Source organism: Paenibacillus sp. 2TAB23, assembly GCF_052115165.1.
Lineage (GTDB): Bacteria > Bacillota > Bacilli > Paenibacillales > Paenibacillaceae > Pristimantibacillus.
In genome coordinates this window covers 38,692-53,359 of record NZ_JBFRGD010000031.1, presented here as the reverse complement: position 1 = coordinate 53,359, position 14,668 = coordinate 38,692, and the positions used below count along the sequence as shown (strand labels likewise).

Sequence of the window (14,668 nt, the reverse complement as noted above, 5' to 3'; positions counted from 1 at the left end):
GTTCGTGATTTGGAGAAGGCGATTTCTTGTGCGCAAATGAGTCTAGGATGCGCTGGCATCCATGCCTGGCAGAGCAAAGCTGAAGCGAGTATCTGGTCGAATAATGGGGAGTTCCGTCGATAGGTGTCGGATGTGTCCTGGACGCTTCGCCAATCCTGAAAAATGGCGCACATTCTGAAGAATTATATATTGAATAAGGAGGTGGACAACCCTAGAATCGTAAGAAAAAGGAGTTGTTGCGCTATGGACCCCATGCTGAAAGTAGACGGCAATACCTGGAGCAAAGCGCAGTTCGCATCGCGGATGCGAGTGATCGGGGAACTGGAGCCATGCCGCTCGCCCGAAGGGCATCGCTATGCGATTCGGCTGCGCGATCCGGTAGACATCTTGGCTGCGGTCATTTACTTCCGCGAGCATCATGCCTCAGCGCTGCTGCTTCACGGAGACACGCCGGCCGATGAGGCGGCGACGATGGCGGCGAAAGCAGGCTGCCGGGCGTTGCTTTTAGACGCGCCTTTGCAAGCGCTTTCTTTAAAATTGCCGGAGCGAGGGGATAGGATAACGGGACAAGCTGCAACCCGCTCAACGATTATTACGCCAGCAAGCGAGCGGCAATTTGAGCCCTCGCTGCTGCAGTTCAGCTCGGGTACGACGGGCGATCCGAAGCTAATCAGCCGGGCTTGGTCCGATATCGCATGGGAGACGGTAAGCTACAATAGCTCGCTTGCGGCCGCAGGCGGGGAGCCCCCGCTCGTGCTTGTGCCGGTGTCCCATTCATACGGCCTTATTACGGGCGTGCTGGCTGCTTGGGCGAGAGAGGATATTCCGCATGTCGTCCATACCCGGAATCCGAAAGCCGCATTGCGCCATATCCGCGATAACCCGGACAGTATCGTCTATGCGGTTCCTTTCTTATACGGGCTCATGGATTCGCTTAGCAAAGGCGAGGTTCGTTACCGGAAGGCGATCAGCTCCGGTGCGCCCTTGACCGAAAGCATGCTGGCGAAGCTGAGGGCTGCGGCGGGCGAGGTATGGCAGCAGTATGGCTGCTCCGAGATCGGCTGTATCTCTCTTAAGGCAGGGCCGGAGCGGCCCGATGAGGCGGGGCGGCCGCTGGCCCATCTGCATGTCAGAGCGGAGAGCCTCCCGGCGGAGCGTGGCGAAGGCGCGGTCTCATCCGAAGGCGCCGCGAAGGAACTCGTGGCAAGAAGCGGTACGCAGGTAGTGAGGACGGGGGATATAGGCGTCGTGACGGCAGGAGGCGAGCTTCGGGTGCTGGGCAGGCTGGACGATCTGATCAATGTGTCGGGGCAGAAGGTTATGCCTGGCGAGGTGGAGAGGGCGATTGCCGGAATAGATGGCGTGAGGGAGGTGGTCGTGTACGGAGCTGCACACTCCGTGTGGGGAGAGACAGTCAAGGCGTTGATCGTGGCCGACGGAAAGATCGGTACTGAGGCGGTCCGCGCGGAGTGTTCGAAGCTGCTGCCCGGCTATAAGGTACCGAGCGCCGTGCGGCTCGTAGATGAAATCCCGCGCAAGACGTCGGGAAAAATAAGCAGAAGATGGCTTCGTAAATGGGAGGAGGAACAATAATGGAACGCAATCGCATTGTCGAAGGGCTGCGCAAGATTATCGCGGAGGAGCTGGATGTCGCAGCGCCCGCTGAGCTAAACGAAACGGACAGGCTGAACGAGGATTTGAACCTGGACTCCATTATGATTTTGCAGCTTGCCGTGTATATCGAAGAATATTTTGAGGTGGCTTTTCCCGAAGAGGACGTCGATCCAAGCGTGTTCGCGACGGTCGGCAGCTTGACGGATTTTGTTGTCGCCCTACAGATATCGGGAGCCGCCCTCCGATGAAGCGGGTGAACCTGGGGATTGCGGGATTTGGTCGCATCGTCGAGTTAACCCATCTGCCGCTTCTGAGGAAAATGCAGGAATACCACATCTGCGGCGTATTCGATCTGACTGAGCAAAGGCGGGTGCTGGCGGAGCGCAGAGGCTTGACCGCTTGGGAACGGCTCGACGAGCTTCTGGACGGCGAGACGGACGCGGTACTGATTGCGACGCCTCCGCGCAGCCACTACGCGATCGCGTCAGAGGTGCTGCGCCGCGGCAAGCATGTGCTCGTCGAGAAGCCCGTGACCGTCAACGCGGAAGAAGCGCTGCTGCTGCGGGAGCTGTCCCATAAGCATGGCGGGATCGTCACGGTATTTCATAACAAACGGTTCGACCCCGCCATGGCGACTCTGGAGGAGGTGCTTCAGAGCGGCGTGCTGGGCAGGATCCAATTCGTTGAACGACGACATCATCAATTCGGCTCCGGCGCCTCGTTTGGCGTACAGTCATTTCGGCCTTCCTGGCGGGATGAGAGCGCATACGGCGGAGGGGCGCTGCTGGATTGGGGCGTTCACCTGATAGACCAGCTGCTTCATCTCAAGCTCGGCAGCCGAACAAACGTGACCGCGATTATACATCGCTTGCGTTTGGGAAAGGGAGACGTGGAGGATTGCGTGACGGCTCATCTTGAGCTGGATAACGGCATTCTGCTTATGCTCAATATCCACTTTGGCTCCCACGCGGCTGATCCGCAGTGGATTGTCGGAGGGGAGTTCGGAACCCTTCGAATCACGGAGCAGGGCGAAGCCGTCCTACAGCTGGTGAACGGGCTGCCGAACCCGCTTCCCTCCTCGCATTCCGGCAAGAAGAGCTATCGGGGAGACTTGGACGCGGTGCGCCACATTTATGGCTCGTTCGCTGCCAAGCTGTCCGGAGAGGGCGAGCTGGCTGTTACGTTGGAGGAGGCCATCGAAGGCATGATCGTCATGGACGAAATAAGAGCGTCTGCCGCGCAGGGAGACTCAGGGCATCGCTTGGCTACCGGAGATAAGTCCCTGTCGCAGGGAGCCGTCTAACAAGGGGGAAAGGCATGGGAATATTGTTCGCGGGACCGCAGTTGGAATTCGAACAAATTAGGGAAGCGTGGTTTGCCGCAGCAGGACAATTGGCCGCGAAGGGTGTCTTCGTCGGCGGGCAGCCGGTCACGGAATTCGAAGGGGCATTCGCCCGATATTCCGGAACGTCTCACGCGGCTGGCGTCGGCAATGGAACCGATGCGCTGTTTCTGGCGCTCAAGGCGCTCGGCATAGGGCCGGGCGACGAGGTCGTCACGGCTGCCAACACGTTCGTCGCGACCGCCGAGGCGATTCACCATACGGGAGCGACGCCGGTGCTTGCGGATTGCGACTTGGGAAGCTATCTCATCGATCCGGAGAGTCTGATGGAGAAGCTGACTCCGCGCACGAAAGCCGTCATTCCGGTACATCTATACGGCCAGATGGTGGACATGTCGCCATGGATCACGCTTGTGCGGGAGCGGGGAATCGCTGTCGTGGAGGACAGCGCCCAAGCTGCGGGAGCGAGACTTGGCGGCATGCCTGCCGGCAGCATGGGCGATGCGGGCTGCTTCAGCTTTTATCCGGACAAAAACCTGGGGGCGCTCGGAGACGGTGGAGCTATTGTCACCTCGGATGAATCGCTGCTGTCGACCGTTCGCAAGCTGCGCAATCACGGCGGAGAGACGCGGTATACGCATGATATACCGGGCTATAACAGCCGGCTGGATGCCTTGCAGGCACTTGCGCTGAGCCTGAAGCTCGAGCGGCTGGACGAGTGGACCTCGCATCGTAGGCGGATAGCGGGGCTTTACGAACGCTATTTGGGTCAGGTCGACGGAATCGTACTGCCTGCGCACCGCGGCGATGACAGCCATGTGTTCCATCTGTACGTGGTGAGATTGCCTGTGGAGGCAAGGGAGAACGCTCGGCGTTATTTGCAGAAGAAAGGCATCTTGACCGCGGTGCAATATCCGCTGCCTGTACATCTTCTGCCGGCGTTCCGCCATCTTGGCTACAAGCAGGGAGACTTTCCGATTGCGGAATTCTGCTCGGAGCGCATTCTGTCCCTGCCCATGCATATCGGCATGAATGAGGAAGCGGTGATTGAGGTGGCGGAAGGGCTGAAAGGGGCGCTTGCTTCGCCTGCTTATCGGAGCTAACGGCCCATTGTCATGTGAAGGAGGAGCCGAATATGAGCATGGGGAGCGTGAATGGTAATGGCAGGCATGGAACGGGAAGAAGAACGAGAGGGCATTATGAATGGCCTGCGGGAAGACATTGCGGTGCTAATCGATGATGCCGGGCTTGCGGAGCGAATTGGTGAGAATGAGCTGCTGGAGCCTGCAGGCGTGGATTCATTTGTGATGATTAATCTGATCCTTCGTGTGGAGCAGCGGTATGGATTGACGCTATCCGACGGAGAGCTGCGTTCCGAGGTCGTCGGGACGCTGGGAGGACTGGCGGACAGCATATGCGCCAAGCGAAAGGAGAATACGGCATGAGCGGCCCGCCGATTCATTGCTTATTGGATTGTTTGGCGCACCTTGTACGGAACCGGACGAACATGGACCCTCGTCCCATCTATCTAGGCGTCTGGAATGCTCCGTTTATTGCGAATGAAGACGGGTTCTCCTACTATTCGGAAGAAATCGATCCCGATATCGACCTGCGGCGGTTCGAGCAGCTGTATGGACCGTGCCTGACTCGCTGGCTGGAGCCACAGTGGGAGAAGGAACAGAAGTTCGCGAAGCTGGAGGAGGAGTTGTCGGAGACGGGGGATACGGTATCCGTTATTGCGCTCGTTGATCTGTATTACATGCCGCATTCCGCGATCTGCTACGGACTGAAGCATTTGCCGCATATGCTCATCGTGGAGCGGGGTCAGGACGGCGGCTTGCGTGCAGTGGATCCTTTCTTCGATTGGGAGGGAGAGATTACGCGTAAGGTGCTGTACGAAGCATTTACTTGCGGGGGGCTGAGCTCCGGCATCACGCTTCGCCTGGACAAAGCATCGGAGCCTAGCCGCATTCATGCGGTTGATGCGTTCCGCATGCATTTCGATAGGGGTACGAGTCCGTTGATAATAGGCGTGGATGACTATTTGAGCCACATCGAGAACGGTACCCCGAACTATACGGCGGCGAAGCTGTACGCCAGCATCGGACAAGTAGGGGTCATTGCGAAGCGCTGGAAAGGACTCGGCGAAGCTGCCCGTTATTTTGCGGACAAAGGCGGAGGGAATGGGGCACCGATACTGGAAATGCTGGATCAGCTGCTCGTCAAATGGGAAAATATTGTGCTTGTCATCGTGAGGCTCGGGGTACTTGGCAACCATGCCAAGCTGACCGATGCGCGGGCGAAGCTCGCTAAGCTGGCTGAGCTGGAGCGCGACATTCGAGGCGCATTGTGGACGCTATTCGAACGATGGGAGGCGGCGGGGCATGAGCGGGTCGTATAAGAAGCTCCGTATCGGTTATTCCTCCGGCTCGGCAAGAATGGTGAATGAGCGGGCAATCGACTCCAATTGGGTTCGTTATATGGGATTGCATGTCGAGCTGGTCCCGATTCCTCCGATCGCCTTGTACCGGCTTTTTGGCGGTTCGGTAGAACGATTCGTTCGCGATTGGCCGGAGTCGCTGCAGCGCATGTCGGACCGGCTTCTGGAGCTGCGGAATCATTATGGCGTGCAGACCTTATATCTGAACATTCCCGCCCTTGCACCCTATTTGTTCATGGGCAGGACAGCAGGCGGCATCGATCTTGGCTTCTTGGTTATCGCACATTCGGTGGCTTCCGAGCATTGGCTGAGACAGTGGCTGGGCATTGCCCCGTTCCTGAGCGAACGGGACGTTCTGCTATGCTCAACCCCGAGCAGCAAGGAAGCTTTGTGCCGAATCTCTCCTCGTTACGAGCTGGCCAAGGTTATACCGCTGGCTATAGAACGGAGAGCCTGGAGCGAGGTAGAGGAGTCACTCGGACGAAGGAACGGGCGAAGGCTGCTGTCCATCGGGCGGCTGGAGGACGTGAAAAACATCGAGATGCTGCTGCGGATGTTCGCAGCTGTGCTGGACGTCTTGCCGGATGCCACTCTAACCGTCGCAGGGGGATATACCGGTAAGGATAGGGCGCAAATCGTGGGCTACGAAACGTTAATTACGGGATTGGTCGCGAGCCTTGAATTAGACCGTCACGTCATCTTCGCAAATTCTGTTGAAGGGGAAGCGAAGGAGTCCTTATTCGCAGAAGCTGATCTGCTCGTCAACGTCTCGACGGATCCCGGAGAGACGTTTGGTTATAACCTTCTGGAAGCAAAAACGTGGGGAGTGCCCGCCATCTGCGCGGACTGGAATGGATTCCGCGACGTGGTGAACGACGGGGAGGACGGCTTGTTGGTTCCTTGCGAATGGGATGGGCCAAGCCCTGTCGTGGACGAGTATCAGGCGTCGAAAGCCGTCCTGTCACTGCTTATGAACGACGGCTTGCGGACGCGCATGTCCCGGCAGGCAGCGGCATCGGCGGAAAGATACGATTACCGGGACATATTCCCGGCAGTCGTCCGGGAGGTCGGGCTCGCCGCGGGATCGGCAATCAGCGAGTCGGAGCAGTTGGACGTCGTCTCGATGATGGGGCAAAGCCTGCCCCAGCTGGGGCAGCTGTACCGGCCAGAGCATTTGCGGCAGCTGCCATTCCTTGAACAGTCCCTGCTAAGAATCGTAACATCTCCATCCGAAACGCGGCTGTCGGACTGGATGCCGCTCGTCAAACCGATTGCAAGCCATTATGCGGGGAGGTCCGCTTATGCAGAGCATTAGATTGTTTATGCGCCTGACGCCTTATGTCCGCATTCGTTGGCCGCTCACGGCAGCCGCATATGTATGCGCCTTGTCGAGCTTGACCTGCAGCTTGGTGCAGCCGTATCTTTTCTTGATGCTGATCGACCGGGTATTGACGGGAGGCGAAAGGGGGCTGCTCGCTCCGCTGCTGCTCGCTTCGGGAGGACTCGCGCTCGGTTCGGTGCTGCTTGGGACCGTGCAAGCCGCCATGTTCCGATACTTGGGCATCCGGCATACGCTGGACCTGCGCGAGGTCATCCTCGCGCATCTGCGCCGATTGCCGATGGCCGAGATCGAACGGCATGGCGCGGGCAAATATTCCGCGTTGATGGGCATGGACACCGCGACGATGGGCAATTTTTTGAACCATGTGGTCAAGGAGCTGCTCTCCCAGTGGTACACGCTGCTGTTCGCGCTCGCGATCATTTTCTACCTGGATTGGCAGCTTGCGCTCGCGGCACTCGCGGTTATCCCCGTTCTGCTGGCGATTCCCCGGATGTTCCGTTCGCTCATTATGCGCCATACGGGCGCGGTCAGGGCGCATAACGAGGAGATCGGCACGTATTTGTACGAAAGCATCGAGGGCTCGCGGGAGATTCGCGTTCATGGACTTGAACGATGGGAGCGGGAACGAAACGAAGCCCGCTACCGCAATCTGGTGGGAGCTAGCGTAAAGGATACGCTGTACCGGGTGCTGTCGGCCCATTCAGGCTCGCTCGCGGTAAGCGGCATCGTCGTCGTGGTCTACGGCTTCGGCTCCGGCAGGGTACTGGACGGGACGATGACGATCGGCATGCTCGTCGCTTTGGTTTCCTACTTAAACAACGCGCTTGCCCCCGTACAGGCCATGAACCACTTCGTCGGGGAGCTCCAAGGCGGGGAAGTGGCCATGAAGCGAATCGAGGAATTTCTCTGCTCGCCAGAGGAGCCGATGCCCCGCGAGGGCGTTGCGGCAGAAGCGAAGGGACAACCTTGGCTTCTGCCGGCTGTCGAGGCTGCAGGTCTAACGGTGCTAGGCGGAGACCAGACGATATTGGACGGTGTCGACTTTGCCCTGAACGAGGGACAGACGGCCGCGTTCGTCGGACGAAGCGGCTCGGGCAAAAGCACATTGTTCCGCGCGATCCTCGGCTTCATGCCGGTTGAGACCGGCGTAATCCGGCTGGGAGGCGTGCCGCATGCCGCATGGACAAGGGAATTTCTAAACCGTCGCATCGGAGTGGTGTTCCAGGAGAGCTTTCTGTTCGCGGGCAGTATCCGCGATAATATTGCGATCGGACGGCTGGATGCAACGGATGAGGAAATTTACGAGGCTGCCTGCAAGGCGGGCTTAGGGCCTTGGATCGACAGCCAGCCCGCTGGGCTGGCTACGATATTGGGCCATCGGGGCGACGGATTGTCGGGAGGACAGCGGCAGCGGGTCGCGATCGCCAGAGTGTTCCTGCAACGGCCGGAGGTGCTCATCCTAGACGAGCCAACCTCGGCGCTTGATCAAGGGACGGAGGGGCAGGTGCTGCAGTCTTTGGCCGAGCTGATGAAAGGGAAAACGACGCTGATGTCCACGCATAGGCTCCAAACTGTGGAAGAGGCGGACTTGATCTACGTAATGGAAGCGGGGGTAGTAACGGATAAGGGCAGTCATGCCGAGCTGTTGAAGCGCGGAAGCGCGCCTTACCTTGCGATGCTGAGCCGCCAAAGCCATATCTCGGAAGCGGAGGAGTCCGATGACGGGGGAGTGCCTTCGGATCGGCTGCTCGAATTGTCCAGGGGGGAGATGCCGGCATGAGCACAGTACCGATTTCGTTTGCCAAGTGGCTGCAGGATACCGCCAGAGCGGATCGCGGCATGTTCTACGATATGGATGGTGAACGCCGCTATATGAGCTATGATGAGCTTTTCCGGGAGGCGCTGCTTATGGCGGAGCTTCTTCGAAGCCTGAAGCTTCGGCCGCGGTTTATCGCGCCGATCTGGATGACGTCTTCCCCGGCTTGCTTCCGTGCCATCATGGCCGTCGCGCTGGCGGACGGCATACCGGTTCCGCTTCATGCTGCTTCCGCTATTGCGGAAATACCCGCGATACTGGACGGGCTGGAAGCCGAGCTTTTCCTCTATAGCCCGTCGTTGCTCTCGGCTTCTCGGCTGCCAGAGGGCTGGGGCTCGCTAGCGGGACACGGAGCGCTGCTCATGGACGGTGAGGCAGGAGAGGTCTGGAATCCGGCGATGTTAGACCGAGCGCGTGGGCTGCCAGAACGAACGCGACGGTATGCACCGCCGCATGATACGGCGTTCATCTTCATGAGCTCCGGCTCCACAGGTACGCCTAAGGGCATTATGCTGAGCCTTCGCAATATGTGGTCCAACGTCCGGTCTATTAGGCAGAGCCTGGAACTGGGCGGAAGCGACACCGTGCTCATTACAAAGTCGCTGGGTTATTGCTCGACGGTAACGGGCGAATGGCTGCTTGCGCTGCATGCGGGAATGAACATTGCTCTCGCGCCAGGCTTGACCCATCCGTTGCAGCTGATTGCCGCGATCCGAGAGCATCGGCCGACGTTTCTATGTACCGTGCCTGCCGTCATGCTGCCGCTTGCTAAGTCCGTCAAGTGGCAGGCAGAGGATTGTCAAAGCTTGCGGAAGCTGATCGTCGTTGGCGCGGCGATGCCGCCCGATGTGCTGCTGCTGATGCATAGCAGACTGCCAGCCGCGGACATCATGCCATGCTACGGGCTGACGGAGGCATCGCCGCGCGTGACGTATCTGCCCTCGCGCTGGCTCGCGGCCAAGCCCGGTTCGGCGGGGATGGCCGTTCCCGGCGTTGAGCTCGCCATTTACCGCGACGGACGGCCATGTCCGCCAGGCGAGACGGGGGAGGTCGTCGTCAGGGGCGATAACGTGATGCTGGGCTATTACAACGACGAGATGCGCACGGCAGAGGCGTTGACGCCGTTCGGATTGCGGACGAAGGACGAAGGATGGCTGGACGAGGAGGGCTGCCTATACTTGACCGGCCGATCGGACTATGCGTTCAACGTAGCAGGCCATCTGTTCCATCCGGAAACGCTGGAGAATGTTCTGCTGTCGCATGCCGCTGTTGCAGAGGCTGCCGCGGCGGGCATGCCGGACGCGGCAACGGGAAGCCGCCCCGTCGCCTTTGTTGTCCTAGAAGAGGGTGGCTCCGCATATGACTATGCGAAAGCCGTGACAGAGCTGCTCGATTATTGCCGGGAACGGCTTACCGCGGCGGGAAGACCCCGGGACATTGTGATTGTACCGGCGCTGCCCCGTACGAAGACGGGCAAGCTGGACAGGAGAGCCATTCAAGCAAAAGTAGAGGAGGGGTACGATGATTACGGAAGAAGAGAGATCTCCCTTGCAATTGACGGTCATTGACATTATGGCGGGGCTGCTGAGAAGGCGGCCGGAAGACATACGGCTGGAGCATTCTCTGCTGAATGATCTATATTTGGATTCGCTGCATGTGCTGGAGCTGCTTACGCTGCTGGAGCAGAGGTTCGGCTTCGAAACCGACGCTGAGGACCTGCAGCCGCATGTATTCAGCACGGTGGAATCCGTGGTCGCGTTCGTTCGCGGGAAGGCAGCGTCATGACGGGAAGCGCGATGCCGGAACGGCTGGAGCGGGCCGCGGCGACGGCGTTCGAGCGATATCCGTTTTATCGGCGGTTTCAAAATGCCGGCGCATCCTTCCGCGATCTGCCCGTCATGGACAAGGCAACGATCAACGCCAATCGGGAGCTGCTTGAGCTTCCCTCTCAGGTACCGTTGATCGTCTCCCATACCTCGGGCAGCACGGGCACGCCGTTCCGCTGCGTGAAGACTCGGGAGGAGCAGCGGACGCTTGGGCTCGCCATTCAGCGGAGTCGGCGGAGAGCCGGCGTGCCGGCAAACGGCCGCATGCTGCTGCTCGGCAACGCCTTGCTTGCGGACCGCAGGATGGTGACGCTGTACGGCAACCGGATGATGCAGGAAAAGCCGAATTTGATTCAGGGGCGCTGCTCCGGACTGTATGAGCTTGCCATGCATGTGGAAAGGAACGGATTACCGGTACCTGACTCGCTCGTTGCCTTGCAGAACTGGGGTGAATACGCGCAGCCGGGGCAGCGCAGGGAGATCGAGCGCGTCTTCGGCGTGCCGATGCTGGACTATTACGGCATGGAGGAGATTTGGCTCATCGCCTTCGCGGGCAAGGACGGTGTGCTTCGCATCGACGAATCGCTCGTGTACGTGGAGGTGCTGGACCCGGTCACGCTGCAGCCCGTCCCCGAAGACGGGACGGGGGAGCTGGTTGTTACTTCCTTCGCCATGAACAGCCTGCCCTTTCTGCGCTACAGAACGGGGGACATGGGGAGAGTCAGTCGTGACGGAGGCTCCGGGGGGCCGATCCTTACACTGATGCCATTCCGGCAATCCTCCATCAAGCTTCCTGGCAGAGAGGTTCAGTCCGCCGTCCTTCGGTATCTTGACGGGTTCTACAAGTGGCTGGCGACAGATCTTGGCGTCAGGCAGTTCCAGCTCGTTCAGGAGTCGCATTATGACTTCCGCCTCCGTATTGCAGGCAGACCAAGCAGCGACGCGGAGCTGGCAGAAGCGGCGGACAAGCTGGCGAATTTGCTTAAAAGGGTGCTTCTGGCAGACGAATTGCAAATCGCCGTGGAGCATGTAGAGGAGATTCAGCCCCATCCCGTCAGCGGGAAGTGCCATCCCTTCGTCAGCCATGTGTCCTGATTTCGTCATTTCGTTCAATCTAACTATTGAGGAGGAGGAAGACGGACATGGATACAGTCGTTTATCGTCCCGAAAGCCCGGCTGGGCTAGCCGCTTTGGAATGCACGGCATCATGCATCGTATCCGCGCTATCGCTCTCCGGCGGCGATCCACGCTATTTTCTGCTGGGCTACTGGCATATCGGATATTATGACGGCATGCTGATGTCCGTTCGGAACATGAAGTGGATTGATTTGCGCTTCGAATACGGAATCCGTTTCTACCTTACCTCGGGGAGCGCCGAGGAGATAAGCTCGCTGCTCGATGAAGGCGGAATGGCAATCGTATTATGCAGAGCCTCCCGGCTGCGATTTTTCCCGAGGTCCATGCTGGGCTTCGAGTCGGCTGGTTTCTACCATAGCATTCTGCTCCATAGAAGGTGTGATGGAGAAGGGGAGGGAGGTTATGAGATCGTCGATCCGGTAGCCGGTTACGCGGGAGAAATGACAGCGGCGGAGCTCCTGCACGCCAGCGTGAGAAGAAATGAACTCGTTTACTGCAAGCTGGTTTGGGACGCTGCATATAGCCGTCCCTCTCGGCGAGAATCGCTGCGCAAGGAGTCGGCTGCGATTCTGAACGGTTATCGGAGGGAAGCGGGCAGAGCTTTCCAGCTCTTCTGCGCCGATGTTGCAGCCAGCGCCGATTGGGAAGAAGAACGGCGCAGAACGTGGGCAGAGCAGAACATGATCGCGCTCTCCGCCATGATCCGGATGCGGGGTCTCGTATGGCAAAGCTATCGCGAGCTTGGATCGTACTCGGAATGGGAATCGGCAGAGGGCGACCGAAGAGCTGGAGCTGTGAAGCGGGGCTGGATGAACGTTAATCTGCTGCTGGCGAAGCTTGGGAAGCGCAGGCCGGCAGAGGACCTTCGGGAAGGAATGCTGCGCAAGCTGGAGGGAGTCCGGCTTGCGGAGCTGGAGCTTCTCGAATATTTGGCGGCGAGAGGCGGGTCTGAGTGATGAACATTCATCTATGCTCCATTTCGTTCCGGCATGAGCTGGTCTCGTTCCCGGAGCTGCTGGATTTCGCAGCGCTTAATGGCTTCGCGGGCATTGAGCTGTGGGGCGCGCATGCCGCGGCCATGGCCCGCCGCATGCCGATGCAGGCGGCCCGTGCCGTGCTAGGCATGCGGCGAAGGGGGCTCAAGGTCGTCATGATCAGCGGTTACGTACCGTTGCTTGCCGAGACGGAGGCGATTTATGACGCCCAAGCTTGGCGGCAATGGAAAAACTTGATCGCGCTTGCGCGTATGTTCGAAAGCGATAAAATCCGGATATTCGCCGGGCATACGCCCAGCGCGCAATCCCGGGAGGAGGACTGGCAGATAGCGGCCGGCAGGCTGCGTGAGATGGCGGGACTGGCGTGGAAGCACGGCATTCGCACCGTCATCGAGACGCATCCCGGCACGCTGGCAGACAATCTGGCGTCTACGCTGCGATTGATTAGGGAGGTCAATCATCCCATGCTTGGCGTGAACCTGGATTTCCTGCATCTGTGGGAAGCGGGCGACGATATCGCAAGCGCGTATCAGAGACTGTCGCCATGGACGGTGCACTACCACTGCAAGAACGTACGGAGCCGCCGCGAGCTTGCCGTCTTCTCGCCGGACAACGTGTATGCCCCTGGCGGGACGCGAGTAGGCATGGTTCCGCTGGCGGAAGGCGCCGTCGACTACGAAGCCATATTTTCGCTGCTCCGAGACGAGGACCCAAGGGCTTCCTTATCTTTGGAATGGTTCGGAAGCGATCCCTACCGCTATTTGTCCGAAGAGATAGCCTGGATCAAGGCACTGCCTTGCATATACAAGTTGAATTCCGCGTCAGGCCGCTTAGGAGGGTAACAAAGCGTACCATTATTCTCACACAGCGTAGCATTATTCTCATAAATCGGACCATTACTCTCATACATCCATCGTCCTCGCTCGATAACGTCTCCGGTATTCGATAGGCGTCATGCCGAGCCTGTTTTTGACCATGCCGGTGAAATTGCCGGGGTTGCGGATACCGACGTGCTCACAGATCTGTTTGACCGGGGTGTCCGTATTCTCCAGGTAATGAAGCGCCTTGCTAACCCGCAGCTCGTTCAGATGCCGGATCGGAGACACACCGAAAATATGGCTGAATTCCTGGCAGAAGTAGTTGGGATTATATCCGATCGCGCCGGCGATTTCCTGAAGCGAGAGATCGGGATTGCCCAGATGCTTGCGCATATACCTCACGGCATAGACGATGGGCAGACTGCTTTTTTTACGCTTATGGGCTTTGGAAGGGTGGGCTGAGGGCTCTCGTATTTCTTCCGCCTGAGGTAGAGCGGACGGGTTGTCCGGCAGAAGAAAGCTCTCCATCAGCAAGGAGAACAGCAGGCTGCTGACATGAACGCGCGCGACGCTGTCCTCCGCATCCATAGGCAGTTGATAAGCTTGGAGCTGCAATAATAGCTGCTTGCTGAGTGGATTGATATAGCCCTTCAGCGATGGAGGGAAGCTGTCTAATTCAAGAAGAGAAGGGAATTGGAATGCGGCCGACTGGAGAGCAGGCAATTCGCCTGAGGTGAGCCTGACGTTCTGCAAAGGCGCGATCAGAAGCGGCTGGCCAGCTGCCAGGGTCTGCTTGGCATTGCCGACATCGCAAGCGAAGCTTTGCTGCGGCGACCACAGCAGTTGGAAGCCGGAGCTTGTCCACTCATCCCGGGAGATATTTTGGAAACGGTCGAAGCTTAGCGGAATTAACCGGGAAATCTGCCATTCTAACATGAATTATCCCCCTTAACCATCATCATGAGGCCGGCACTTAGCTGCGGATTCCAGATATAGCTATTATAGCTAAAAAGGGCGAGGCGGAGAAAACAATTAATAGACGGGAGTGTGCCCCATGTCCATTCATGCCGCGAGCAGCGATACGGTTCAATATTTGAAGAAAAAGATTGCGGAAATGACCGATAATCCGGCTCTGGAATTCGATGCGGATATCTATGCCCAGATTCGCGATATGGGCGTGGACTCGCTTCGAATGATTCAACTGCTTGTTCACATCGAACAGCATTTTGATATCGCGTTCGACGATGACGAGCTGATCATCGATTATTTTGCCACCATCGATCAGTTTGCCGCAAGCATTGCCAGAAAAATGGCCTCAGCGGTCTAGGTAAGAGGTGT

General features: G+C 58.4%; 15 protein-coding genes. 14 read left to right on the top strand and 1 reads right to left on the bottom strand.

Features of this window, described 5'->3' with window-relative positions:
- The first annotated feature begins 243 nt into the window (after positions 1 to 243).
- The 13 genes from AB4Z29_RS29175 (at position 244) to AB4Z29_RS29115 (ending at position 13,354) form a co-directional block, all read left to right on the top strand.
- Entirely contained in the window at positions 244 to 1,593 is a 1,350-nt protein-coding gene (locus AB4Z29_RS29175; protein WP_441946468.1) for an AMP-binding protein, read from the top strand.
- Positions 1,593 to 1,862 carry a phosphopantetheine-binding protein gene (locus AB4Z29_RS29170; RefSeq protein ID WP_441946467.1) on the top strand — a complete coding sequence of 90 codons (270 nt, stop codon included), beginning with the start codon at positions 1,593 to 1,595 and terminating at the stop codon, positions 1,860 to 1,862. Before AB4Z29_RS29175 ends, AB4Z29_RS29170 begins: the two co-directional genes overlap by 1 nt.
- Positions 1,859 to 2,917, top strand: a complete 1,059-nt coding sequence (locus AB4Z29_RS29165; protein WP_441946466.1) for a Gfo/Idh/MocA family protein — start codon at positions 1,859 to 1,861, stop codon at positions 2,915 to 2,917. The genes AB4Z29_RS29170 and AB4Z29_RS29165 overlap by 4 nt, the downstream gene beginning before the upstream one ends.
- Positions 2,918 to 2,931: 14 nt before the next feature.
- Positions 2,932 to 4,059: a DegT/DnrJ/EryC1/StrS family aminotransferase gene (locus AB4Z29_RS29160; RefSeq protein WP_441946465.1), complete on the top strand. Its 1,128-nt coding sequence runs from the start codon at positions 2,932 to 2,934 to the stop codon at positions 4,057 to 4,059.
- 57 nt (positions 4,060 to 4,116) lie between these two features.
- The gene (locus tag AB4Z29_RS29155) at positions 4,117 to 4,401 is read left to right on the top strand and encodes a phosphopantetheine-binding protein (protein WP_441946464.1); all 285 of its coding nucleotides are present in this window, start codon (positions 4,117 to 4,119) and stop codon (positions 4,399 to 4,401) included.
- Positions 4,371 to 5,357: a DUF6005 family protein gene (locus AB4Z29_RS29150; RefSeq protein ID WP_441946463.1), complete on the top strand. Its 987-nt coding sequence runs from the start codon at positions 4,371 to 4,373 to the stop codon at positions 5,355 to 5,357. Before AB4Z29_RS29155 ends, AB4Z29_RS29150 begins: the two co-directional genes overlap by 31 nt.
- Complete coding sequence (locus AB4Z29_RS29145; RefSeq protein WP_441946462.1) at positions 5,341 to 6,711, top strand: glycosyltransferase family 4 protein; 1,371 nt, start codon at positions 5,341 to 5,343, stop codon at positions 6,709 to 6,711. The genes AB4Z29_RS29150 and AB4Z29_RS29145 overlap by 17 nt, the downstream gene beginning before the upstream one ends.
- The gene (locus AB4Z29_RS29140) at positions 6,698 to 8,518 is read left to right on the top strand and encodes an ABC transporter ATP-binding protein (RefSeq protein ID WP_441946461.1); all 1,821 of its coding nucleotides are present in this window, start codon (positions 6,698 to 6,700) and stop codon (positions 8,516 to 8,518) included. The genes AB4Z29_RS29145 and AB4Z29_RS29140 overlap by 14 nt, the downstream gene beginning before the upstream one ends.
- Entirely contained in the window at positions 8,515 to 10,122 is a 1,608-nt protein-coding gene (locus AB4Z29_RS29135) for a class I adenylate-forming enzyme family protein (RefSeq protein ID WP_441946460.1), read from the top strand. The genes AB4Z29_RS29140 and AB4Z29_RS29135 overlap by 4 nt, the downstream gene beginning before the upstream one ends.
- A complete protein-coding gene (locus tag AB4Z29_RS29130; RefSeq protein ID WP_441946459.1) occupies positions 10,076 to 10,339 on the top strand; it encodes an acyl carrier protein in 264 nt (87 codons plus the stop codon). The genes AB4Z29_RS29135 and AB4Z29_RS29130 overlap by 47 nt, the downstream gene beginning before the upstream one ends.
- Before the next feature lie 221 nt (positions 10,340 to 10,560).
- Positions 10,561 to 11,475, top strand: coding sequence for a hypothetical protein (locus tag AB4Z29_RS29125; protein WP_441946458.1), 915 nt, complete (start codon positions 10,561 to 10,563; stop codon positions 11,473 to 11,475).
- Between the two features lie 47 nt (positions 11,476 to 11,522).
- Positions 11,523 to 12,473 (top strand): hypothetical protein, encoded by a 951-nt coding sequence (locus AB4Z29_RS29120; protein WP_441946457.1) that lies wholly within the window; start codon positions 11,523 to 11,525, stop codon positions 12,471 to 12,473.
- Positions 12,473 to 13,354 (top strand): sugar phosphate isomerase/epimerase family protein, encoded by an 882-nt coding sequence (locus tag AB4Z29_RS29115; RefSeq protein WP_441946456.1) that lies wholly within the window; start codon positions 12,473 to 12,475, stop codon positions 13,352 to 13,354. Before AB4Z29_RS29120 ends, AB4Z29_RS29115 begins: the two co-directional genes overlap by 1 nt.
- 60 nt (positions 13,355 to 13,414) lie before the next feature.
- Here the strand turns inward: AB4Z29_RS29115 and AB4Z29_RS29110 are convergent, their stop codons facing one another.
- Positions 13,415 to 14,266 (bottom strand): helix-turn-helix transcriptional regulator, encoded by an 852-nt coding sequence (locus tag AB4Z29_RS29110; RefSeq protein ID WP_441946455.1) that lies wholly within the window; start codon positions 14,264 to 14,266, stop codon positions 13,415 to 13,417.
- Between the two features lie 118 nt (positions 14,267 to 14,384).
- Between AB4Z29_RS29110 and AB4Z29_RS29105 the strand changes: the two genes are divergently transcribed.
- A complete protein-coding gene (locus AB4Z29_RS29105; protein ID WP_441946454.1) occupies positions 14,385 to 14,657 on the top strand; it encodes an acyl carrier protein in 273 nt (90 codons plus the stop codon).
- The last annotated feature ends 11 nt before the right edge of the window (positions 14,658 to 14,668 follow it).